Origin of the sequence: Pokkaliibacter sp. MBI-7 (assembly GCF_029846635.1) — a bacterium.
Classification (GTDB): domain Bacteria; phylum Pseudomonadota; class Gammaproteobacteria; order Pseudomonadales; family Balneatricaceae; genus Pokkaliibacter.
On the sequence record NZ_JARVTG010000001.1, the window covers coordinates 1,210,052 to 1,233,208 of the forward strand.

The following is a 23,157-nucleotide window of genomic DNA, read 5'->3' on the forward strand; positions in this document are numbered from 1 at the left end:
GGATCAGGATCTGACCCGGAATACCGCTGGCGAAGAACCGTAGACCAGCTTGAAGCTGCGACTGACATGTGCACTGCATTTGAAGCCACAGGCCATGGCCACTTCACAGACTTTATAGTTGGTCTGCATCAGCAGCTGACGGGCCCGGTTCAGTCGCAATTCCAGATAGAATCTCGACGGCGTGGTAAAGAAATAGCGCAGGAACAGACGCTCGACCTGCCGCTTGGACAAGGCCGTGTACTGACTGATTTCGGCAATCTCCAGCGGCTCCTCCAGATTGTTCTCCATCAGATCGATAATCGACATCAGCTTGTCGGAAAACATCGCCACACTGTTGGTAATGACAGAATTGATGGGGCGATGCGACTCTGTCAGCAGAATACTGCTGACCCCTTTCTTCATGTTGCTACCGAGCAACTTTTTCAGCACCTCCAGCATGACGCTGATTGCGCCATGGGATCCCGCACAGGAGAAATAGCTTTCATCCACCACATGAGACGCCTTACTGAGTCTGGTCAGCGGAAAATGCTCTTTGAGGATCTCCCGGCATTCGGGATGAATAGCCCCCTGATGTAGCCCCAGCAATCCGGCTGCGGCCATAAAATAGGCCCCATTCCATAGCCCGCCAATCCAGGCATCCTTTTTATTACAGGCAGAAATGAGGCGATTGAGGCTGGGCAAACTGATCAGGGGGGTCCTGAAGCCACCACAGATAATCAACATGTCCACATCCCTGGACAGAACACTCTCTACCGCCGTGTTGACGGTAATCTCGATACCCAGATCGCTGACGATATTGTGCCCGTCCATACTGGCGGTCTGTATTGCAAAGACCGGTGACGGGGTCAGCAGATTAGCGGTTACCAGTACATCCAGCGCCCCGGTAAATGACGCCAGAGAAAAGTTCTCCAGCAGCACAAACAGCGTTTTCTTCGCTTCAACCTGCTCCTCAATACCTCTTGGCGCCACGCCATTGATGGCAATGTCCTTGGTCACAATGCGGTTGGTGTGCATTAACGGGCTGGTAAAGCCTGCCCTGAATTTTCCTAGCTTCTCACCCATCTTCATCACCTGACTTATACCAAAACGTTGATAAAGTGCGTGTTGAACTCACCTTGCAGCGAGTGGATTGCAAATAAAGGTGTATGAGCGTGCCCATACACCTTCGTGGCTGGTTATTGGCGATCAGTTGATATAGCCAAACAACTTGGGCAGATAGAGTGAAAGCGGTGGCCAGTAAGTAGTAATCAGCATCACTGGCAGCGCGGCGAACAGCATAAAGCCCATGGCCGGACGCATGACCTTGGAGATCCCCACATTACCGACGCGGCAGGTCATGAACAGGATTGGTGCCATGGGCGGGCTGTTACAGCCGATCACCACGCTGGTCCCGACGATGGCAGCGAACTGCACGGGGTCGACACCAATACTCACCATCACCGGCAGCAGCAAGGGGCTGACGATAGCCACAACACTGACGTCATCCATGATCATGCCGAGCAGGATCAGGAAGATGTTAACCACCAGCAGGATCACCAGCTTGTCCTTGAATACATCCATCAGCAGATCCGTCAGCTGCTGCGGAACGCGGTCAAAGATAAAGATACGGCTGGCAACAAACGAGAACACCAGGATGACCATGATGACACCAGTGGTGGTGGCCGCTTCGATCAGACAGGCACCGATCTTTCTCAGATTCAGTTCCTTGTAGATAAACAGTCCGGCAAAGATGGAATACACCGCCGCAATGGCCGCTGCCTCAGTCGGGGTAAAGACACCACCGTAAATCCCGCCCAGGATAATCACCGGCAGTACCAGAGCAGGCAGAGCTTTCCAGCCGGCCGTACTGATACCCTTCATACGGGTTTGAAAGGTCAGCTGTTCTGCAGCGGGATCTTCATGATGGCGCATTTTTAGCCAATTCATGAAGCACAGCACGATGATGAGCAGAATGCCGGGGCCAATGGTCGACAGGAAGCAGGCAGCCACGGATTGCCGGGTAACCACAGCAAACAGAATCATGGTGATGCTGGGTGGTATCAGCAGGCCCAGCAACGAAGAAATACCCAGCAGGGCGCTGGTGTACTCACGTTTGTAACCGTGTTTCTCCATCGGGCCGATCATGATAGTACCAATCGAGGCGACCGCGGCAGAAGCCGTTCCGGAAATCGCACCAAAAATACCGCAGGCCACCACCATGGAGGAGCCCATGCCACTGCGTGACTTGCCTACCAGCGCTTCAACGAAACCCACCAGGCGGGCAGCAATGCCACCGGACTGCATCAGATAGCCCGTCATGACGAAGAGTGGCAGCGCCAGCAGGATCAGCGAGTTGATGGACCAGAAACCGGTGGTCATCAGCGAGGAAATATCAACGTCATAGACCAGCGACAACACCAGTGTCATCGCCGCAAAGGAAAACACCACAGGTACGCCGATCATCATCAGCAGTATCACCGTGAGTATCGCTATTAAAGCTCCCATATATACACCTTCAAATGCTTACTGCGTCTGTTACCAATCAGTCTTTCAAAGCGTTTTTAAAACTGGCGAAATCGTTCACACAATCACGCAGCAGATAAAAAATCAGCAATAGACTGGCAACAAACAAACTGCCCTGGGCAAGATACTGAGGAATGTGGAATACGATGGTGGTCTGGCCCTTTTCATATCCCCAGATAAAAAGGTCATAACCCCATATTGAAAACATGACAGCCATAAATAGCGAAATCGCCGTTGCAACCAGCGTCATGAATTTCACGACCTTCTGGTTTTTGCAAACAACCTGAACAAAGTCAGCCGCTAAGTGTGAGCGATCTCTGGATGCCAGTACGGCGCCCAGCATATAAAGCCAGACCGCTGCCATCATAATAATTTCTTCGAGGCCAAATACCGGATGGCCAATTATGGAGCGGGCAAATATTCCGTAGACCATCAGGAAAGCGATAATACAGCTGAGTACGACAACTACCGGTTTTATGATATTGGCTATTATGAAATCCAGCCCGTCGAACAATGCAGATATCCCATTCATCATTAACTCCTAAGTACCAAAATGATGACGGTTAAACTCATCAAGCCCGGTTACCAAAAAAGCACAACAACCGACGAATATGACTCGACAGCCCGACCACAGACAGCACCCGACTCGAAGTGTCTGTAGCCTGAAAGCGTCAACGGTTGTTGCGCAAATGGTGGTAAACAAGCTCTAAAGCGATACGAAGTCAGATAAGAGCGTGCTGCTCTTATTCAGGGGACGATGCGTTGGCGCGGATTTTATCCATGATATCTTTGCCGATTTTTTCTTCAGCCAGTGGCCATACTTCGGCACGCACGCGTTTTACCCAGTCCTTCAGTTCTGCATTGGAGGGTTCGATATACTTCATGCCAGCCTGCTGGGCAGCGGCAATCCACTTGTCATCTTCAGCTTTGGCATCCTGGAACTGCTTGTCGATAACCACCTGTGCGGCGTCATCAATAATGCCCTGATCCTCAGCATCCAGTGATTTCCACATGTCGTTGTTCATCAGCAGCGCATAGGAAGAAAAGTTGTGCTTGGTATGCACGAAGTAGTTCAGCTGATCGCGGAAATACTGATAGTCCCAGTAGATAACGTTGCTGGAATCACCATCAACCACTCCAGTCTGGATAGCGGTATAGACTTCGTTCCAGTCAATTGGGATAGGCTCAAAGCCCATGGCTTTCATGGTTTGCGGCAGCGGGAAGATGGGCTGTGAGCGTACTTTCATCCCTTTGGCGCTGTCATAGTTGGTGGCATAGCGCCCCTTGGTGGCCACACCACCAAAGCCTTCGGGATAGGGGCCGAAATATTTCAGGCCGATATCAGCATAGATCGGGCCCATCAGGTTCTTCAGCCAGCCGTCCTTGCCGTAGGCTTTCAGAGCATCGTCCCAGCCGAGGGTCAGATAGGGAATGTAGTTGACGGCAAGGCGCTCGTCATAAGACGTTTGCGGCCAGGTCAGCATCATCTGGATGTTGCCTTTGACCAGCTGATCGAAGATTTCCTGCTGACCACCCAGCTCACCCTGGTAGAAGATATTGACCTTCATCCGCCCCTTGGAGTTCTTCTCGATCAGATCTGCCCACATCTGCATGGATTTACCCGAGGCAGACTCACGGTCCCCAGACTCCAGTGCCAGATTGAACTTGTACTTCTGGTCGCTCGCCATGACGTGGGAGGTCATCGCCCAGGTTACGGCAGAGCAGATGACGGTGTACTGAATAGCTTTAGCGAATGTGCCAGTGGAAAGTTTCATGCTTTCCTCCTGCCTTCACGATCTGAGGGTTAGCAGCTATTGATTGTTATGCATTGTTAGGGCTGTTTAACTTCTGCAATCATGGTCGCTTTTTTATTTTTACCCCGGATATTGATTTCAATATCCGGAAGGAAGAAAAAGATTATCCATGAAGTGAATTGCCGAAGAGTTTTATTCTTCTTGCCTCGAGTATAAATACACCTTTAAAAACACTTCCAATGATAAATTTTTCAAGCAATTGATAACCTCAGGTTATCCAACAAAAACACACTCAAAGCATTGAAAAATAAGAAATTTATTGAAGATCAATGGCGATTATGAGGCGTCTTATAGCAGAAAAATCGCCCGGAAGGGTATTTTTACGTACGGCAGCACACTGCTGGCACCGCATTTTTACAGTGGTAAAAATGGTCAATATGAGGATATAGAAAACCGATTAAAACCGAGGAAATAGACAATAAAAAAAGCCGCATAACAATATGTGTCATGCGGCTTATCAGGAAGTAAAACTCAGATTCTCTAACACTCATATCGCCAGTCAAAAAACGCAGCGAGCAGCTAATTAAAGGTCGGCACCCGCCTGCCACTCCTTGAATCGCATGGTCAGGTTACCGCCCAGCGACAGGAACGGCTCGGGGACCAGTTTCTGCGGTTTATGGTGAGCAAGGAAATCGTTCAGCAACGGTGATTGCTGGCCGGTAGCGATCTCTGCGGCCATCATGCCTGACAGCGTCCCTTTGACTGTCCCCAGCCCGTTCTGGGCGCAGGCAGACCAGATGCGCTCTTCCACCTCACCAAACGCAGGCACCGAATTCATCGTCAGGCACAAGCGCCCTCCCCAGCGGTGTTCCATCGCCACCCCTTTGAGCATGGGGAAGCGGCGGGCAAAGGAAACATCCTGCAAGCGTGCTGCACGCTGCATATTGCTTTCCCTCGCCTCGAGATCCTGATTGAGCGAGACATGGTTGCGTATCACGATACGATCCCCACTGCCCATGCAGTCAGAAACCCGTCGCACGGTGGTGCCCACCGGATCGGCTGGCAGGATGCCCCAGTCAGGAACCCCACCCAGTGCGACCACTTCCGCCTCCGTCAGACGTCGGGTCATGGAGGCGTAGGTAAAGACATGCAGCACCTGCCGGGGGAAAAACCCGAAAGACTGAATATGTCCGTTGACCGCCAGAATGACTCGCTTTGCCCGTATGCGGCCGTGGCGGCTATGCAGAGTGTGCTCCGCACCCTGCTCAATACGCAGCACCGGCGAGTTTTCGTATATCTGCACACGATCACTGATACCCTGCGCTGTCAGACGCAAGAACGCAGCGGGCTGGATCATCACCGCACCCGGAGTAAAGATGCCCTGCTGGTAGAAGTCCGTCCCCGTCCATTGCTGCAATTCCCGGGCATTCCAGATCTTGTAAGGCTCTCCCAGCGATTCAAGATGCTGCCGGTACGACTCGATATGGGCATTGCCTTTCGCTGACGCAGAGGCCGTCATCTTGCCGCAGGGATCAAACACCTCCCTGCCCATACCCAACTCCCGTGCGATCTCTCTGGCATAGTCGATGGCAGCCCGATTCAGACGAATCTGCTGCAGATCATGGTCCCTGGCGCCAGCGTAGTTATCAGACGTCAGCTCATGGGGTAAATCGATCATGAACCCGCTGTTGCGGCCGCCCGGACCTTCAGCCAGCCGGCGGGCTTCAAGCAGGGCAATGCTCTCGCCCGGGCACAGCTGCGCCAGTCTGCGTGCTGCCGCCATACCGGCAAAACCACCGCCGACGATCGCCCAGTCAACCGTCTTGTCGTCGACGAGCATGGGATATTCAGGAGCAGGGGGAAGAATCTGATGCCAGGCTGCCGGGCCTGGGTCCTTGGGTAAACGCTTTACGATGATATCTTTGTTATTCATGGTGCGCTCTCATAAGGACGCGCACGGACGGCACGGCAACAGGCGGTGCGATGCGGCACCACCTGTTACCTCAAACCCGTCGACGCCCGTGCTGCCTGCCGTCCCGGACTCAATCAATACTGCTGTCGACGCCGTCGTCGCTGAGATCAAGCCAGATCGTCTTCAGCTCGGTGTACTGGTCATGAGCATGGATAGATTTGTCACGGCCACCGAATCCAGACTGTTTGTAGCCACCAAAGGGCGTGCTGACATCACCTTCGCCAAAGCAGTTCACCGTTACAGTACCTGCGCGCAGCGCCTGTGCCGCACGCAGCGCTTTTTTGCCATTGGCAGTGAAGACCGATGCTGCCAGACCGTACTCGGTGTCGTTGGCAATGGCGATCGCCTCTTCGTAGCTCTCCACCACAATCACCGACAGAATGGGCCCGAAGATCTCTTCACGGGCCATCGGATCGGTATTCTTCACACCGGCAAAAATGGTCGGTGTGATGTAGGCGCCATCAATCTGCTCCCCGCCCAGCACCAGCTCGTAGCCTGCCTGCTTACCCAGCTCCAGATAACTGGCCACCTTGGCGAAGTGTCCCTTGTCGATCATGGCCCCCAGACGATTCTGCGGATCCAGAGGATTGCCCAGCTTCCATGAACGGGCATGTACCTTGACCCGCTCCAGCAGCGCATCCTTGACGCCAGACTGCACAATCAGTCGCGAACCGGCAGAGCAGTTCTCGCCCATGTTCCAGAAGGCAGCGGCGCAGACCTGCTCAGCCACTTTATCCAGATTTTCCACGTCGTTAAGCACGATACAGGGATTCTTGCCGCCCAGCTCCAGCACGACTTTCTTCAGGTTAGAGTCGGCGGCATAACGCAGGAAGCGACGGCCCGTGGCGGTGGAGCCGGTAAAGGTCACCATATCGACATCCATATGCAGGCCCAGTGGTTCGCCAACCTGTGCACCGCTACCGGTCACAATATTCAGCACACCACGTGGCAACCCGGCTTCCACCGCCAGCTCAGCGATACGCAGTGCTGTCAGCGATGTCTGCTGCGCAGGTTTGATAACCATCGAGCAGCCTACCGCCAGTGCCGGGGCAATTTTCCAGGCCAGCATCAGCAGCGGAAAGTTCCAGGGCAGCACCGCCCCCACAACACCAACCGGCTCACGGACGATCATCGCCATGGCATCGCTGCCCACCGGTGCGGTCTGATCATAGGCCTTGTCGATGGCTTCAGCATGCCAGGACAGGGTGTGAATAAATTCAGGGACATCCAGGCTTTCACAGTCAGCGATGGGCTTACCTGAGTCCAGACTTTCCATGACAGCCAGTTCGTGATGATGACGCTCCACCAGCTTGCACAGCCGGATCAGTACGTCCTTGCGCTGGCTCGGGTGCAGCTTGCTCCAGCGTCCGTCCTCAAAGGCTTCGCGTGCCTTTTCTACCGCAAAGTTCACATCATCAGCGTTGCAGGAAGCAATCTTCGCCAGCACCTGACCCGTAGCCGGGTTGATGGAGTCAAAGGTGGCGCCGTTGCTGGCCGGACGGAAGGTGCCGTCAATAAAACTCATGGTCGGCAGCGTCAGACTGGCAGCAATAGACTGGTACTCTTCCAGCGTCAATAACTCAGACATGGCTTATCCCTCCACCTTGGTAGCTTTGCTCTTTGCGGAAACGGGCTGACTGCCTTCTGCTTCGATGGCAGCGATAGTAATGCGCAGTGTTTTGATGACCTGTTCCAGCGCACGCTTGTCGGCTTCATTCAGCCCACACAGCGGGCGTCTTACCTCACCGGCAAAACGACCATCCAGCGTCACACCGTACTTGACGCTCTGAATAAATTTGCCGCCCTGCTCCAGCACTCTCATCAGTGGCAGCATGGCGGACATGATGCGACGCGCCTTGCGGAAATCGTTCTCCAGCACACAGGCGCGGTACAGCGCCAGATGTTCCTGTGGCAGGAAGTTGGAACCGGCACACACCCAGCTCTTCGCGCCCCAGGCAAAGAACTCCAGTGCCTGATCATCCATGCCGCAAGCCAGCTGGATATGGGGATAGTCGCGGGCCAGCATATGCAGGCGGTTGATGTCGCCCGAGCTTTCCTTGATGCCACAGAAATTGCTGGAGCTGCCCACACGGTCGAGGAACTCCGCTTCCATATCGATACCCATACGTGCCGGGTAGTTGTAAAGCATGACCGGCAGATTGGCGGCACGGTCGAGACTCAGAGCATGCAGCGCCAGCTCACGCTGGGTCGGTAAAGAATAGGGAGGGGTCGCGACCAGCAGGCAGTCCGCTTCGTATTTGGCTGCATCCTCGGCCAGACGAATCGAGGCGCGCGGATCCAGCGAACCCGTGCCAAAAATGATGGTCTGTTTGTCACTGCACAGCTGACGGGCCACCTTCAGCAGCTCGACCCGCTCTTCGTGGCTTTCAACATAGTATTCACCGGTGGTGCCACCAATCATCAGACCATGCACACCTGAATCAATCAGATATTGGACATGAGCGGCGTAGGCGTCGAAATCAATTTCGCCGTTCTCGCGGAAAGGCGTAATTACCGGGGTGTATATCCCTTCGAAATGCATCTGAATCACCTTAAAACTGAGGCCAAATGGTGGATTTGCCCGCGTGAAAAATCACATTGATTGCAAAAATATTAACGAGCTTAAAAAGCCATCCACAAGCAACGTTTTATGGCGACAATCAATAACTACACGTTATTGTATTTTCCCTTCCCCCCTTTATTTCTATCCGACTGGTCGTTATTTCTTTCCAAATACTGGCAATACCCGCAATTGACATAAATAAAAAGTCTTATAACCTCGATGGCAACACCCCTATTTGCACTATTGTGATGCACAAATAAATTACTGGAGTAAAAAACAAAAAGAGCTGTGTATCGCTACACAGCCCTTTAACAGACGCATTCCGTTATTCACTATCAATAAGTTAACCAATAAAACGCAGTATTACCCCTCTGCCAGCAAATACTCACGTGCCATCGCCCGGGCACGATGCAGCCGATTTTTGGCCGAAGCTTTGGTGATATCCAGTACAGAGGCAATTTCAGCCATGCCCAGCTCCTCAATATCGCGCAGTAAAATAATCTGACGATAACTGACGGGGAGCGACTCCAGCATATGCACCATTTCCAGTTGCAGCTGGCCGCACTCCCGTTGCGCCAGCCAGCCCTCCAGCACGGCGGCATCAGAAGTGTCATAGCCGGAAGGGAGTTGAGGCCTCAGACGTCGGTACGCCAGTCGGACCGAACGCCACAACCTGCCAGCAAACGCCGCCATGGCACGTACCCCATTCGCTCGACGGGACAGCATCAGTAGCGCATCCTGCATGGCATCATCGAGATCGCTGACAAGACACTGCAGCCGTGCATAACGCACTACATCCGGCTGCACCTGATGCAGTAATTCGTTGATTGCCTGGGGCTGCCCGGCCAGTGCAGCCTGGAACAGAAGATCATCAACCTGAGGCATGATAAGCACCTGCTTTTCGACCAGCTTCCGGCCACCGACGCGCAACAGAACGTGAGCGCGCTACAGGAATGGCAGGTTCCCTAAAGCATAGATGCAATCGCCATAACCGCCACAGTCAGCGTCCGTCTGGTCTTTCTCAGCGTGGTCCGGTGCAATCCTGCAGGCAGGCCTCCCACTCAGGCTGCTCACCAAAACGCTGACTGAGAAAATCAATAAAACGCCGTACCCGTGGTGACAGGTGGCGAGTGGGAGGATAGACGGCATACACCGCCATCTGATACCAGCGGTAGTCGAGAAGCAGCGGCTGCAGCAGCCCTTGAGTGATCGCTCTGGAGGTGATAAAGCTCGGCTCGCAGAGAATGCCCAGACCCGCCATGGCCGCATGGCACAGCGCTTCGCCGTTGCTGGATCGCAGCCGGATGGGCACGCGCACCGTGCGTTTATTGCCCGCTGCATCAAAGTAGACCCACTGCCCCGGCGACTTGAGGTTGGCGTAACACAACCCCGCATGCTGACTCAGGTCATCCGGGCTTTGCGGATAGCCATGCTGCTGCAGATAGGACGGTGAGGCAGCCACAATATGGGAGACCGGTGCCAGACGACGCGCCATCAGGCTGGAGTCCTGCAGCTCGCCGATGCGAATGGCGATATCAATGCCCTCCGCCACCAGATCCACCCGGCGGTCATCCATGTCGAGATCAACCCGGATCTCCGGGTGCAATTGCATGAACTCGGTCACCGCAGGCACCAGATACGACACACCGAAGCTCCAGGGCGTGGCGATCCGCAACGTCCCCTGCAACTCCTGCGAGCGGCTGGATACCTCGCGATCAGCTTCCCGCAAGTCCTCCAGAATCTGTACACAGCGACTGTAGTAGGCACGACCGTCTTCGGTCAGGGCCATGCTGCGGGTTGTGCGATGCAACAGCTCGGTCCCCAGACGCTGCTCCAGTTCCTTCAGCCGGCGACTGACTGCGGAGGTCGCAATGGACATCCGCCGTGCGGCTTCCGTGGCGCTGCCGGCCTGAACCAGTTCAACAAAAATTCGGATCTGCTCAAGCTGACTCAAGGTGGGTTCTCCATAGCCGCTGGGACTATTTTATTTTTCTAAATACAGCAAAGGTAATTTGAAATTTAGCTTATTTTTCCCATTTCAAGAATCACCTATTGTGTCTCTCACCAACCAAGATCACCCGGTCAAAAACACCGGATCACATTTCAGGAGCACACATCATGGCCACATTAAACGGCAAAAAAGCACTCGTTCTTGGCGGCAGCCGCGGTATCGGCGCAGCCATCGTTCGACGCCTGAGCGCAGATGGCGCCAACACCACCTTTACCTATGCAGGCTCCGCTGCCGCCGCTCAGGCGCTGGCCAGCGAGACCGGAACCACCACCGTGCAGGTTGACAGTTCCGACCGCCACGCACTTACCCAATTTATTCAGTCTCAGGGCAGCATCGACATTCTGGTGGTCAGCGCCGGCACGCTGGTAATGGGCGACCCACTGGAACTGGATGCTGACGCCATCGATCACCTGATCGACGTCAACGTCCGCGCCCCCTATCACGCCGCGGTGGAAGCCGCCCGCCAGATGCCAGACGGTGGCCGCATCATCGTTATCGGCTCGGTCAATGGTGACCGTATGCCCATGGCCGGTGCCGCTGCCTATGCACTGAGTAAATCCGCAGTTCAGGGTCTGGTTCGCGGTCTGGCCCGCGACCTGGGTTCACGCAACATCACCGTCAACAACGTTCAGCCCGGACCGGTCGATACCGAAATGAATCCAGCCGAAGGCCCGTTCAGTGAGTTCATGCATAGTTTCATGGCCATCAAACGTCATGGCCGTGCCGATGAAATCGCCGGTTTTGTCGCCTATCTGGCAGGCCCTGAAGCAGGCTACATTACCGGTGCGCAGCACACTATCGACGGCGGCTTTGGTGCCTGAGACCGCTCGGTAAGCGCAACCATATGAGGCAATGCCCTGCCCTCCGCGGTGACTAACTGCGGTGGGCAGGATCTTTGGTATAGCCAGTACAAGCGGAAGAAACAGGTTAAACCGACAGCCCGTTGCCTGACAGAGGCATACTCGCCACCCGCTGACGGGCACGAATACTGGCACTGTCACGCACGGCCCAGCGCAATACAGCGGCCGTCGAGCTGACACTCTGATGCACCATACGGCGCTTGAGCCCGCTCATGGGCAAGCCCAGCAAGTCGGCAGCCCACACAGGCAACAGGTCAACACCCGCCGCCATAAACAGCTTGAACATGGGCACCAGCTGCGGTGCGCCAGCAAAACCACGCAGCAGTACGTCACGCACCTCCTCGGTACGTTCATCACAGAGCAGTCGTGGGCGCATGGCCTGCAGGTAGTCTTCCACCTGTACCCGGGTGGTCGGAATATCTTCTGCCCCCAGCAGGCGTGCGGTCAGTGCCGACTCCGTCAGGTAGCGATCCTGCTCTTCGTCACTCAATGCCCCTTTATACTGCATATACCCCTTGAGAAAACTGCTGACTTCGGTGACGTGCACCCAGGTCAGCAGCTGTGGATCATTGGCGTAGTATGGCCGCCCATCGGCACAGTGACCGACGATATGGCCATGGATTCTGCGCACCTTCTCCACCAGCGCCAGCGCATCAGAGCGCGGCCCGAAGGAGGTGCCGGAAATAAACTGAGCGGTACGACGCAAGCGCCCCAGCATGTCCTCGCGGAAGTTAGAGTGATCCCACACCCCGGCCAATGTCATCGGCTCAAGCATTTGCAGCAGCAATGCGGAAACACCACCACACAGCATGGAGGTAAAGTCGGCATGTACCCGCCAGACCATGGAGTCAGGCCCGTACAAGCCAATATCACCGCGTGGCTCATGGTAGTTGACGCCTTGCAGCGACAACCCGGTCAATCCCAGAACCTGTTTTTCAATCAAGCGCCGCACACTGTCCCTCGTTGTTCTGAACTGATTCTTGTTTGCAGGATGCATTTGCCACTTTTATAAAGCTCGCTGTTGATAAAACAAGCAAAACTGCTCATACAGCGCAGGGTGGCTCTGCTGCAACCGGTGGGGGGCGGTATAGAAGCATTCGGTCACCACCGCAAAGAACTCTGCCGGGTTAGTAGCACCGTAGGCGGGAATGTCACTCGCCTGCCCAAGCTCAACACTGCGGCACAGATGCTGGTATGCCTCGCTCAGTACCTGCGTCCAGCGGGTGTGCGACATGTGTCGCCGTAAAGGTGGCATACCGTTGGCGGCCCCATTGAGGCCATCGAGTTTATGGGCAAACTCATGCAGCACCACATGGTGCCCGGCGTGGCAGTGCTGGCTGTCACGCTCCACATCCTGCCAGGACAGAATCACCGGCCCGCGCAGCCAGGCCTCGCCACTCAGGGCGCTGGCCTGATCATGACTGACACCATCGCTGTCCTGTTGATCCCGGTGTACGCGAAAAGCACCGGGGTACAACACGATCTCCACCCAGCCACGGTAGTAATCCAGACCAAGGTGCAGCACCAGCAGACAGGCCTGCGCTGCCACTACCACTTTCATGCGTTCAGTGATCAGCAAGTCATGGGCCGCGCTGAAGCTTTTCTGTTGCAGAAACAAGGTCGTCAGCTCGCGCAGATAGGCCCGCTCCACGGCATCCAGTTGCTGCAACAAGGGCAGTTGATGGACCACCTCCAGCCACAGCCGGTGGTCAATAGGGTGACGCTTGAGCACACGCCGCACCCGCCAGTGCGACAGCCAGTGGAGCCAGGACATAGGGAACTACCTGTGACCAGAAGGAATGACGGATGATCAGTCACTGACCATCAGTGTCTTGAACTCATCGTGAGCAAACTGATCGGTCATGCCACTGATAAAATCCTGCAGCATCCGACAGCGATGGTAACGCTCCCACAGCACAAAATCGGCCTCGCTCTGGCACTCTTTCAGCGCCTGACGATAAGCAGCCACATGCATGGCTGGCAGCCGCCGCTTCAGTCGTAGCAGATACACCGGCACACCGCGCTGCTCATCCAGCAGCGCCATGAAGGTACTGGCCGGAACGCTGAGCAATGGCGCATACAGATCAAACAAGCCATAGATGATGCGGTAGCCCTGCAGCTCCAGCGTCTCCACTTCGGCATGGTTGAAGACATGGCGCACCGCCACACTTTTCAGCATCTGGATGATAGCGCTGTAGATACTGCCGTCCTCCAGCAAGGCCCGGTTCAGGGTGCCTTTGCAGATCGCCCCGCTGTTATCAATGAACTGTCGCGCCGCATGATTGACCAGAGGATGCACCAGCTGCACCCGCAAGCTGATAAAGAACTCACTGACCTTGTTGACCTCTTCCTGTTCAGCGCATTTCTGCACGTAACCAAGGATCTCGTCGAGACTGCGCTGCTTGCCGAAGCTCTCTATCTGCCGGTCCTGCAACTGAAATCCCTGCTCCTCAAAGGCTTCACGCAGATAGCCACAGAGCTGACTGATATTGAAGATGCCCTTCTCCACCGCATCCTCGATGTCGGCCAGACAGTAGGAGATGTCGTCAGCGGCCTCCATGATGTAGGCCACCGGGTGGCGCGTCCCCGGCTGCATGTTGAGGTTTTCCCACAGGTCGGTGACGAAGGCTTCTTCCGACAGGTAATACCCGGGCTTTTTGTGCAGATAGGATAAGGGCGCCTGCTTGTCAGGTTTGGGTTCATAAGCAGGCCGGACGTACTTGAGAAGGCCGGCCGTCTGCACGTAGGTGAGATTGAGCTTGAGCAGGCGATGAGTCAGGCGAATGGCCTGAGCATTACCTTCAAAGCTCTGCAAGTCCTGACTGAGCTTGTCACGCAGGGCGGGATGAGTACTGGGCTCAGCAGGGTCAAAGGGCGTCAGCGTCTGCAGGCTGGCATCGAACCAGTCGGTGATGGCACTTTCGCCAAAATGCCCAAAAGGAGGATTGCCGACATCGTGCAGCAGGCAGGCCATTTCCACCAGCGTCTCCAGCGCCCGCTCCAGTGAATGCAGGCCGACATGCTCCGCCCAATGGGGTCTGGCCAGTTTGAAAATGGTGCGTACGATAAAGCGGCCATTCTGCTGCACCTCCAGCGAATGGGTCAGCCGGCTGCGTACCGCAGCATTGCGTTCCAGCGGGAACACCTGGGTTTTCTGTTGCAGACGCCGCACTGCCGCCGAACTGATGATGCGCCCACGGTCACTTTCCAGCTGGGCCAGCAACACCTCTTCACCACAATCCGCGACCAGATGGCGGCCATAATCCGGCTTTTGCAGCGCCCGTCGCTTGCTGAATTTACAGGCAAATCCCAGCGTGGAATCCATGGTGGCCACTCCTTATCGTCCGTTACCAGCGATGATCCTTTTCCTGACAGTATAAGCCAGCAGGGTGACAGACAAGGGGCACGGCAGAGAGTGCAGAACAGGCAGGCTCATCGGGCAATAAAAAAAGCGGGACAACAAGGTCCCGCTTAAGCACAGAGTCAAGAGGTGAATCATAGAGAAAACAGAGCGAAGGGCCGTGATCCTCCCTCTGTCAGACAGACTTGGCAGTCTGCCGCCTTGGGCAACTCAGCCTTCCCACGATGTGGCTGAATCACCTAAGTGAGGGCGCCAGCTGTGACACATCACAGGGCACACAAAATCTCAGTCATTGATACTATTCAGCCCCTCACTTGGGACGCTGATGGTGGTCGTTGTCTTTCTTGATGAAATACGCCAGACCACCGAAAAAACCCAGAGCCATGACGATGACGGCCAGGCCCGCGATGACAACAGTATCCATGTACATAGCTCGGTCTCCTGTAGGGTTGCCTTGCTGTATGTACGTACTCTACCCCTGCCCGAGCGGATAAAAATTGATCCGTATCAACCCTGAAAAAGGGGAAAATCGCCCTGCCTCAGCGCCTGTCTCAGATCAATATTTCGCGCAGAAAAGTTGCAATCTGCTGGATTTCGTCAACGGCCACTTCATGCCCCATATGACGAAACGCCCGCCATTGTGGGGCCAGCCCCCAGCTCTGTAGCGTTGATAGCGCCTGCTGTCCCAGCATAAAGGGCACCACGTCATCCGCCTCACCGTGCATGATGGCCACGGGCAGTGTCCGTGGTAACGCGGCCTGAGTCAGCGCTAACCGGTCGGGCGATGCAATATAGGTTGATAACGCCACAATCCCCGCCAGCACCTGTGCATAGCCCAGCCCGGTGTGGTAGGCAACGGCACCGCCCTGCGAAAACCCCACCAGTGCAATGCGATCATAGGCAATACCACGCTGATACTCGGCCTCGATCAGGGCGCCGATCCAGCCTGCGGCAGCATCCAGCCCCTGCTCATCCACCTTCCGTTCAGGCAGTGTTTCCAGAATGTCGTACCAGGAGGGCATCAGGTAGCCACCATTGATGGTGACCGGTTGCACTGGTGCGTGGGGAAGGATGAAACGCACATGTTCACTCAGCCCCAGCAACGGAATGACAGGCACAAAGTCATGCCCGTCGGCACCCAGCCCATGCAGCCAGATCACACTGGCACGATGCTCTCCACGTGGCTCAACCACTTCGTAATTCAACATTCAGCTTTCCTCTTGTCCTGTTTAAGCGTGCCACCACAGACAGGTTAATGATTCCTGTCGGGTTATTTCTGCCGTGCAATCTTCGTCGAAAGAAAAACGGGCCGCAGGATCATCATCCTGCGGCCCGTCATTGTTTTGTACCCTGCGCGACAGCGCAATGGCAGATCAGGGCGACAGCCGGTCAATCTGCCATTCGCCGTTCAGCAGGCGATATTCAAAACGATCATGTAAACGCGAAGCACGACCCTGCCAGAACTCGAAGCGACGAGGCTGCAGCAGATAGCCAATCCAGGCGTCAGGACGGGGAATATCCTCCTGCGGATGGGCCTGTTTCAGCTCCTCGATACGTTGCTCCAGTACCGCACGATCGGCCACAGCCGCGCTTTGTACGGATGCCGCTGCACTCAGACGGCTGCCCAGCGGGCGGGAATTGAAGTAGTTTTCAGCATGTTCAGCAGGCAACTGCACCACCTCACCCTGAATGCGTACCTGGCGCTCCATGCCACGCCAATAGAACAGCAACTCAGCCCGTGGATGCGCCGCCAGTGCCTGACCTTTGCGGCTGCGGCTGTCGGTATACCAGGAGAAGCCGTCTTCGTTGCAGTGCTTGAGCAGTACGATACGCGCCTCAGGCCAGCCTTCGGCATCCACCGTTGACAGGGTCATGGAAGTGGCATCATCGGGATGATGTTCACGGGCCTCTGCCAGCCATTGCTGAAACTGTGCCAGCGGCGTGGCCTGCAGCATGGCCCGGCGTAATTCGCCTGCCTCATACTCGCGACGAAGATCCCGATAATTCTGCTCGCTCATGACATCTACTCATAGTGCAGGCCAACCCGATACAGCAGTCAGCCGGTGTTTAAACAAGGGACGCTATCTTAGCTGGCCTAGATAGCATTCAGGTTGATGTTTATCAAGACAGGGCGGAGCAGAAAGAGCACGACCGTCCCCCTCCTCTGCACCACAAGTGCGACACCTCACCCCTGAGCGTTCCTCTCAGCAGGGAAGATGCAGATGAGCACCGACAACAATCTGACAGCTTTCAGTGACATCCTGTTGCAGTTGCCACGTACTTTCCATGGGATGATCCCTCCCCCTTGTGCTCTCCTTGGCAGCGCGCACAGGCTGGTTTAGCATGGCAGACCTTTTACATGATTTACAAAAGATGACATTCAGAATAATCGCGATACTGATGATCATATTTGGCCTGACAGGCTGCGCAGTGACTTCCGACCCGGGGCTGCGTCGACTGGCCAAGACCGATATTGATCTGGTCACGGATGCCTATATCGACGAGCAGGAAGCTCTCTGTCGCGAGCTGACCATCAAGCTCTACAAGCGCAATCCACTTGAGCTGCAGCGTCAGCCCGGTATGACCATCAACCGCCGCCTGCAGCAGCTGTTCCAGCGGCCACGGGCTTTGCGCTTTACCGAGCTGAATAGCGAAACGGGAACCAACGCCATCGAGCTGGCCCTGAATGATGACTTTCATGGCGACCGTGTGTTCGCCCTGATGACAGGCATTACCAGTATGCTGGATGCTTCCTACGGCGGGCGGACAGAGTATTTCATGCTCGACAGCCTGTCGGCGGACCGGCTGACAAAAAGCGCCCGCAATCTGGAAATAGTGCTGTGGCGTCTCAAGCATCGCGGCCCCAGCACCGATTCTCCGTGGCTACTGACCAACTCTCTCGACCCCGAACAGCCCAATCTCAGCTTTGAGCGCCTGTTCGGCAAGATGATTGCCCTGCAGGATATGATGGCCACCATCAGCAACGGTGGCGAACAACGCAACATTAACCGGGTGGTGCAGGGTATCGCGTCAGCGGCCCTTTTCCCCCTCGGTATCTAGTGCCTGTTATCTCAGCTGCACACTGGCAATCTGGTGATGCTGGTTAAGGTGCAGTGTGACATCCGCGCGGGCAGGCATTTCTGCCAGCGTGTGCCGGGTGATGCGCTCGTAGTGCATGATGAAACGGCGAATCTGCTCGGCATCCATGATGCGCAGCCCGTCAGTGGCGTGATGGGTTCCCATCATCCTCACTCGCTCTGCCAGTTTCTGCTCCTGCTGCGTACGCCAGGCATAGACCGCCTCCATAGAAGGCACTTTCAGCATTACCAGTGCATCCAGCTGCTCAAACAGTTCGGCGTATAGCCCCTTCAGCTGCTCGTTGACATAGCGCCGCCAGGTTTGCTGATCGTCTTCGACTTCTTCAAGGGGGTTGACGGGTGCAATCAGTTCTTCGTCAGCCTGCGGCTTGGCCCCCACACACCAGCCCTCGAAGATAATTACATCGGCACTGCCTTCCCACTCCTGCCAGAACATGGGGTCACAGCGATCATCAATGGATTTATCGAATACCGGAATCTTGGTGGCCTGATGGCGCTCTGCCTGCTTCACCGACTCAATCAGCTGCAGCCCCAGATCAATATCATGAGTACCGGGCACACCCCGGGTCATCAGTAATGGATGTACTTCACTGGCCAGGCGCTCACGCTCTTCACGGGTCTTGTACAGATCGTCGATGGAGAACACCACCACACGTTTGCCGAAACCCGCGCTGAGGATGATTTCCAGCAGGTTACTCAGAGTGGATTTACCGGCCCCCTGAGCACCATTGATCCCCAGTACCATCGGCCGTTGCAGACGCTCCTGACCCGCTACCACCCAGGCAGCCAATGGCACATAGATGGCTTCCAGCACACGCACCAGACCGATATCAATCTGCAGGCTGGTCAGGGTACGGGCAAACGCCTGCTCAGTTGCCTTGACGGCCTGTGCCCGGGCCACATCCGTCAGCGCCAGTCGATCCTGCGGCCAAAGTGCCGGTGTACTCATTGCTCAGACCACTCCCTCTACAACCCCTGCCGGAACATTGGCAGACTGCGGTGGCTCATCTTACCTGAAGTCAGCAGGCGAGCCTGACAAAACTACGTAACAAGGCCCTTAACTGAACGATCCTGCCAGCCCGCACAGGCAGCGCTTGCTTGCCTGACAGCGGCATATGACTTAACTTAGCCCATCAGTTACAACCAAAGTAGTAGTCAGCTCAGCCAGATTGCAGGGGTTACTGACGTGCTTTCCGCATCACCAGCGTGAGGCACATCACCAGCTTCTGCAGCTATTCTGGCGGGGCTCCGGCAAAGCAGCGCTGGCTTGCGATCAGTGCCAGACCATGGCGCCTGCGCCTGCGCGACCGGCTACCGCCTAACAGGACAGTGTGAATGAACCAGATGACCCTAACCTTCTTTCTCGATCATGTTGGACAAGATGCCAGCCTCGACTTTGAAGACACCATCAACCTAATCCATGAACACTACGACTATCAGCCAACCAGCTTCACCAATGGCTGCGAAAATGACCAGATCGTCAACGATGCCGGTACCAATGAAGGCTCTTGCAAGATCTTCGCCTTCGCCAAGCTGCATGAGCTGAATGAAGCCCGTACGCTGGCCTGCTTTGGTCGCTACTATCATCAGGACGTCCTGCAGCACCCTGATGGCAGCGACCACCGCAATATTCGCCTGTTTATGAAGTACGGCTGGCAGGGTATTCAGTTTGCTGACTCCCCTCTCACCCCCAAACGCGAAGTACAGGTCAGCTGACAGAGTGTGCATGCCGGCTGTGTACCCCGCTGGCAGTCACAAGGCAGCTCTTTTCGTCAGAAACAAAACAGCCCTGATCTCACTGAGATCAGGGCTGTTTTCAATGCGTGTCGTGACGCAGCCATTCAATACACAACACTACATCCGCAAATAAGTCCGCTGAATATCATCGGTCAGCTGCAGCTCCAGTACCGTAGCGTAGACATCGTCCTGCACAGGGTAGGTCTTCACCACCCGAGCACCACGCACAATACCTGATACCGCACTCTGAACCCGATCCCCCTGCAGCACCATATCATTCATGCTCGACTGTGATCTGATCAGACGACCATGAATGACGGATGCCATTTCCTGATAAGCCTGTAATTTCGATGCACGCATCGCCATCAGAATCTTGTGCTGCTGGTTTTGACCGGGTTGCAGGCTGATCGGGGCATAGCCCACCACCGTGATGATTTCAGGAATGCGCGTCGTGGTACCACAGCACATTGCCGCGGGTTCTGCAGCAGACTGCGACTGCACATTCTGGCAACCACTCAGCAATACCAGCGCGGTCATAGCAACCCAACGCCACAGCGGAGTGTTAACGGTTGCGCTGTCGATCAGCATGTTATTTGACCAGCTTGGTGTTGTAGAGATAGACGCTGGGCGCAACGTGCTGCTCGATGATCTTGCCCTTGAAATTACGAGTCGCATCGTAGCCACCCATGATGCCTTCCACATCATCGGTCGGCAGGAAGCCCTGCGCCGATGACATCACCACCTTGGATTGCAGATCAATCATACGCGCGTTGATCATGACCCCATCAGGAAAGCCGGTATAGGTGCCGGTCAGCACATAGTTGATACGGTACTGACGGGTCAGCTCTTCCAGTTTGCGACTGAAAGCAAAATCCCCCTGCTGGTTGACGCGGATAGAGCCCATGGTCTTGAAGTCGACGATTCTATAACCGCGCACCTGCATCTCGTGGATCATGTTCTCCTGCAACTGAATCCCCAGCTTGTTGGTTTCGCTGAGGTTTTCCACGTTCACGAACGAGGTGACAGCAATCGGCGTGTCCTGCACATTGGCAAAATCCTTGTTGGCCGATAACTGATCAGCCATAAAGCTCACCACATCAGATAACACCGTCGGCGCCGAACCCGGCGTGCCCATGCGGTCATAATGTTTACCCTGCATGAACTGACTGCTGGCCATCTGCTGCTGAGGCTGGGTGTTCTGCTCGTTGCAGCCTGCCAGAGAGACGAGAAAACCCAGAGCCAGCGCGACCTTCGAGTACTGGCGGGACAGACGAAAAGAAAACTTTGGTGAAGACACGGAAGCCTCTGAAACTGGCGATAGGCTGGTAGTGGAGGAAAGGCGGCAAGACTTCATTTTCTACCTCCTCAATTCTTCAGCTTGTTGCAGGGTGGGCCAAGATAGCGATCATCTTCGCGTACCGTCACATTAAAGCCACCGCAAACATCGCAGGGTGCATGGTAGCGGATTCTGGCAACTTCCTTGGCACACTGCGAACTGGGAGTGGGTACCACCATGACCCGCTGTGAACATTCGGGGCAAGGCTGGGAAGAAGCTGTCTGCTGGGGTAGCTGGCAGGTGCCGCCACTGCAGCTCGGTTCATTGGCCTGGGCACTGGTCATGGTCGAGACCATGCAGCCCATCACAATCATCAGCCCGGCCAGCAGCTTGAGCAGCATTCGCACAGGCATTGCCACCTTAACAAGGATGTGCGCCATCATCTTTCTGTTTCCTGTCCTTGCACCTTGCGTCACAACGCAGGTGATATAACGTGAGCATGCCCGGCCAGGAGTCACTCCCTGCCAGACAAGGCATGAAAAATCCGCTTGTCTTGAGCGTATCGACGACTCAGGTTAAAACTTTACGCAATGTTTCAATATCCAGCGTTTCAATGTTCAACGTTTCAATGTTCAACAGATATCAGGTCGAATCGGGTGAGTGAATGGCGTGTTTATCCGTAGCTCCGGCTGCGCCCCCCGGTTATCCTCGTGATCTGCCTGCTGCAGTCACAATGTCAAAGTATAGTCATCAAGTTCAACAAATCATCAGGATTCCGCATGCTGCATCGCTCCCTTCTTCCTTTCCTGTTGCTATGTGTACTGCTGCCTCTGGCAGCTCAAGCCGTCACCGTGGACTCCCAGGGTCAGGCACTGATAGGCATGGGGGGTAAAGATCAGGCCCGTGAACAGGCGATCCGTGAAGCCTCCCAACTGGCACTTTTGCAGGCAGGCAGTTCATTCAGCAGCAGTCAGGAAATGGAGAACGGTGTCATGCAGCGCGACACCACCCGCATGAGCAGTGAAGGGCGTATTACTGACATCAAGGTGCTCAAGGAGAAAACTGACAACGGCGTACTGATCGTATGGATTCGCGCCGAGATTGAGCCTGAACAAAGTTGTGCTCAGCCCGGCGTTACCCGCAACTACCGCAAGAATATTCTGATCGCTGCATTCCCGATGCTGCGCCCTGATGACGCCACCCTCGGCGGCATTGGCAATATCGTTAATGATCTCAGTATTGATCTGGCCCATCGTCTTGGCAGCTCTCCCGGGCTGGCCCTGCTGCCGATGGGCAAGATGCAGGTATTAGGTGCTCAGCAGGCGCCTACCACCGGCGACCTGCCCAATATCAGTCTGGCCCTGCCACAGTTAAGGCATCTCAATAACGTGCAGTATGTAGTGTCTGGTCGCATTCGTGACCTGTCGATGGCCCCTATCGACAACGCCACCTCTGGCTCATGGCTGTCGCCCTCCAACCTCAAGGACTATGTCCCTGGTCTGGTCACCGAACATCGTCAGTTCGCCATGGACATTTATGTACACGATGCTGATGACGGTCAGTTGATTTTTCAGGACAGCATACACACCTCCGGCGCCTGGATTCCGGATCGCTACAGACAGATTGGTTTCGGTACCGAAACATTCTGGAAAAGTCTGTATGGACAGGCAGTGAACCGTAGCCTCGACGGCCTTGCCCATAAATTGACCGGCCTGCTACAGTGCCAGCCCTTCAGCGCCCGCATTATCCGCGCCGAAGGGCAGCGTCTGCTGGTCAACGCTGGTCGTCAGGCTGGCCTGCGGGTAGGTGACACCTTGCAGGTATATCGTCAGCGCTATGACTATGGTCCGCAGGGAGAGGTCTACCCACAGCTGGATGACACCCAGACCAGTGCGCGGGTCAGCAGTATACAGGGAGACTCTGCCTGGCTTGAGTTGCCTTTCGATGCCAGTCAGATCAATATCCAGCAGGACGACCGGGTGATGGCGTGGTAACCTTTCACGGCAGCATGACCGCCGCTCCG

At 55.4% G+C, this 23,157-nt stretch carries 23 protein-coding genes; 4 read left to right on the forward strand and 19 right to left on the reverse strand.

The features are described from left to right. Positions 1-3 precede the first annotated feature (3 nt). The 9 genes from QCD60_RS05405 to QCD60_RS05445 all read right to left on the reverse strand — a co-directional run bounded on the left by QCD60_RS05405 (position 4) and on the right by QCD60_RS05445 (position 10,745). Positions 4-1,062 (reverse strand): helix-turn-helix domain-containing protein, encoded by a 1,059-nt coding sequence (locus QCD60_RS05405; RefSeq protein WP_279783098.1) that lies wholly within the window; start codon positions 1,060-1,062, stop codon positions 4-6. A gap of 123 nt (positions 1,063-1,185) precedes the next feature. After that, positions 1,186-2,484 (reverse strand): TRAP transporter large permease, encoded by a 1,299-nt coding sequence (locus QCD60_RS05410; protein ID WP_279783099.1) that lies wholly within the window; start codon positions 2,482-2,484, stop codon positions 1,186-1,188. Positions 2,485-2,521: 37 nt separating this feature from the next. Then, positions 2,522-3,037 carry a TRAP transporter small permease gene (locus QCD60_RS05415; protein ID WP_279783101.1) on the reverse strand — a complete coding sequence of 172 codons (516 nt, stop codon included), beginning with the start codon at positions 3,035-3,037 and terminating at the stop codon, positions 2,522-2,524. Between the two features lie 208 nt (positions 3,038-3,245). After that, complete coding sequence (dctP, locus tag QCD60_RS05420; RefSeq protein WP_279783103.1) at positions 3,246-4,277, reverse strand: TRAP transporter substrate-binding protein DctP; 1,032 nt, start codon at positions 4,275-4,277, stop codon at positions 3,246-3,248. Positions 4,278-4,839: 562 nt separating this feature from the next. Next, complete coding sequence (locus QCD60_RS05425) at positions 4,840-6,189, reverse strand: FAD-binding oxidoreductase (protein ID WP_279783106.1); 1,350 nt, start codon at positions 6,187-6,189, stop codon at positions 4,840-4,842. 109 nt (positions 6,190-6,298) lie between these two features. Further along, positions 6,299-7,816, reverse strand: coding sequence for an aldehyde dehydrogenase (locus QCD60_RS05430; protein WP_279783108.1), 1,518 nt, complete (start codon positions 7,814-7,816; stop codon positions 6,299-6,301). A gap of 3 nt (positions 7,817-7,819) precedes the next feature. After that, positions 7,820-8,770, reverse strand: a complete 951-nt coding sequence (locus tag QCD60_RS05435; RefSeq protein WP_279783110.1) for a dihydrodipicolinate synthase family protein — start codon at positions 8,768-8,770, stop codon at positions 7,820-7,822. 384 nt (positions 8,771-9,154) lie between these two features. Continuing rightward, positions 9,155-9,676 carry a sigma-70 family RNA polymerase sigma factor gene (locus QCD60_RS05440; RefSeq protein ID WP_279783112.1) on the reverse strand — a complete coding sequence of 174 codons (522 nt, stop codon included), beginning with the start codon at positions 9,674-9,676 and terminating at the stop codon, positions 9,155-9,157. A gap of 136 nt (positions 9,677-9,812) precedes the next feature. Further along, the gene (locus QCD60_RS05445; protein ID WP_279783114.1) at positions 9,813-10,745 is read right to left on the reverse strand and encodes a LysR family transcriptional regulator; all 933 of its coding nucleotides are present in this window, start codon (positions 10,743-10,745) and stop codon (positions 9,813-9,815) included. A gap of 164 nt (positions 10,746-10,909) precedes the next feature. Between QCD60_RS05445 and bdcA the strand changes: the two genes are divergently transcribed. Further along, positions 10,910-11,623, forward strand: a complete 714-nt coding sequence (bdcA, locus tag QCD60_RS05450; RefSeq protein WP_279783117.1) for an SDR family oxidoreductase — start codon at positions 10,910-10,912, stop codon at positions 11,621-11,623. A gap of 106 nt (positions 11,624-11,729) precedes the next feature. Here the strand turns inward: bdcA and QCD60_RS05455 are convergent, their stop codons facing one another. From QCD60_RS05455 to pdxH, 6 genes are all read right to left on the reverse strand, one after another. Continuing rightward, positions 11,730-12,614, reverse strand: coding sequence for an oxygenase MpaB family protein (locus QCD60_RS05455; RefSeq protein WP_279783119.1), 885 nt, complete (start codon positions 12,612-12,614; stop codon positions 11,730-11,732). Positions 12,615-12,668: 54 nt separating this feature from the next. Beyond that, the gene (locus QCD60_RS05460) at positions 12,669-13,436 is read right to left on the reverse strand and encodes a zinc-dependent peptidase (RefSeq protein ID WP_279783121.1); all 768 of its coding nucleotides are present in this window, start codon (positions 13,434-13,436) and stop codon (positions 12,669-12,671) included. Between the two features lie 36 nt (positions 13,437-13,472). Next, entirely contained in the window at positions 13,473-14,987 is a 1,515-nt protein-coding gene (gene dgt, locus QCD60_RS05465; RefSeq protein ID WP_279783123.1) for a dGTPase, read from the reverse strand. A 346-nt stretch (positions 14,988-15,333) separates the two neighbouring features. Continuing rightward, entirely contained in the window at positions 15,334-15,453 is a 120-nt protein-coding gene (gene ccoM / locus QCD60_RS05470) for a cytochrome c oxidase subunit CcoM (protein ID WP_279305964.1), read from the reverse strand. A gap of 121 nt (positions 15,454-15,574) precedes the next feature. After that, complete coding sequence (locus tag QCD60_RS05475; protein ID WP_279783129.1) at positions 15,575-16,231, reverse strand: carboxylesterase; 657 nt, start codon at positions 16,229-16,231, stop codon at positions 15,575-15,577. 165 nt (positions 16,232-16,396) lie between these two features. Next, positions 16,397-17,041: a pyridoxamine 5'-phosphate oxidase gene (gene pdxH, locus QCD60_RS05480; RefSeq protein ID WP_279783131.1), complete on the reverse strand. Its 645-nt coding sequence runs from the start codon at positions 17,039-17,041 to the stop codon at positions 16,397-16,399. Between the two features lie 355 nt (positions 17,042-17,396). On the opposite strand from pdxH, the gene QCD60_RS05485 reads away from it, so the two are divergent. Then, positions 17,397-18,083, forward strand: a complete 687-nt coding sequence (locus tag QCD60_RS05485) for a hypothetical protein (protein ID WP_279783133.1) — start codon at positions 17,397-17,399, stop codon at positions 18,081-18,083. Positions 18,084-18,089: 6 nt separating this feature from the next. Here QCD60_RS05485 and QCD60_RS05490 read toward each other — a convergent pair whose 3' ends face one another. Then, positions 18,090-19,070: a hypothetical protein gene (locus QCD60_RS05490; protein WP_279783135.1), complete on the reverse strand. Its 981-nt coding sequence runs from the start codon at positions 19,068-19,070 to the stop codon at positions 18,090-18,092. Between the two features lie 386 nt (positions 19,071-19,456). Here QCD60_RS05490 and QCD60_RS05495 point away from each other — a divergent pair, with 386 nt between their 5' ends. Next, positions 19,457-19,837 (forward strand): HopJ type III effector protein, encoded by a 381-nt coding sequence (locus QCD60_RS05495; protein WP_347950074.1) that lies wholly within the window; start codon positions 19,457-19,459, stop codon positions 19,835-19,837. A gap of 138 nt (positions 19,838-19,975) precedes the next feature. Here the strand turns inward: QCD60_RS05495 and QCD60_RS05500 are convergent, their stop codons facing one another. The 3 genes from QCD60_RS05500 to QCD60_RS05510 all read right to left on the reverse strand — a co-directional run bounded on the left by QCD60_RS05500 (position 19,976) and on the right by QCD60_RS05510 (position 21,577). Then, a complete protein-coding gene (locus tag QCD60_RS05500) occupies positions 19,976-20,446 on the reverse strand; it encodes an LPP20 family lipoprotein (protein ID WP_279783136.1) in 471 nt (156 codons plus the stop codon). A 1-nt stretch (position 20,447) separates the two neighbouring features. Then, a complete protein-coding gene (locus QCD60_RS05505) occupies positions 20,448-21,155 on the reverse strand; it encodes a FlgO family outer membrane protein (protein ID WP_279783138.1) in 708 nt (235 codons plus the stop codon). Between the two features lie 68 nt (positions 21,156-21,223). Beyond that, positions 21,224-21,577 carry a hypothetical protein gene (locus tag QCD60_RS05510; RefSeq protein ID WP_279783140.1) on the reverse strand — a complete coding sequence of 118 codons (354 nt, stop codon included), beginning with the start codon at positions 21,575-21,577 and terminating at the stop codon, positions 21,224-21,226. 336 nt (positions 21,578-21,913) lie between these two features. Between QCD60_RS05510 and QCD60_RS05515 the strand changes: the two genes are divergently transcribed. Continuing rightward, entirely contained in the window at positions 21,914-23,128 is a 1,215-nt protein-coding gene (locus tag QCD60_RS05515; RefSeq protein WP_279783142.1) for a flagellar assembly protein T N-terminal domain-containing protein, read from the forward strand. Positions 23,129-23,157: the final 29 nt, after the last annotated feature.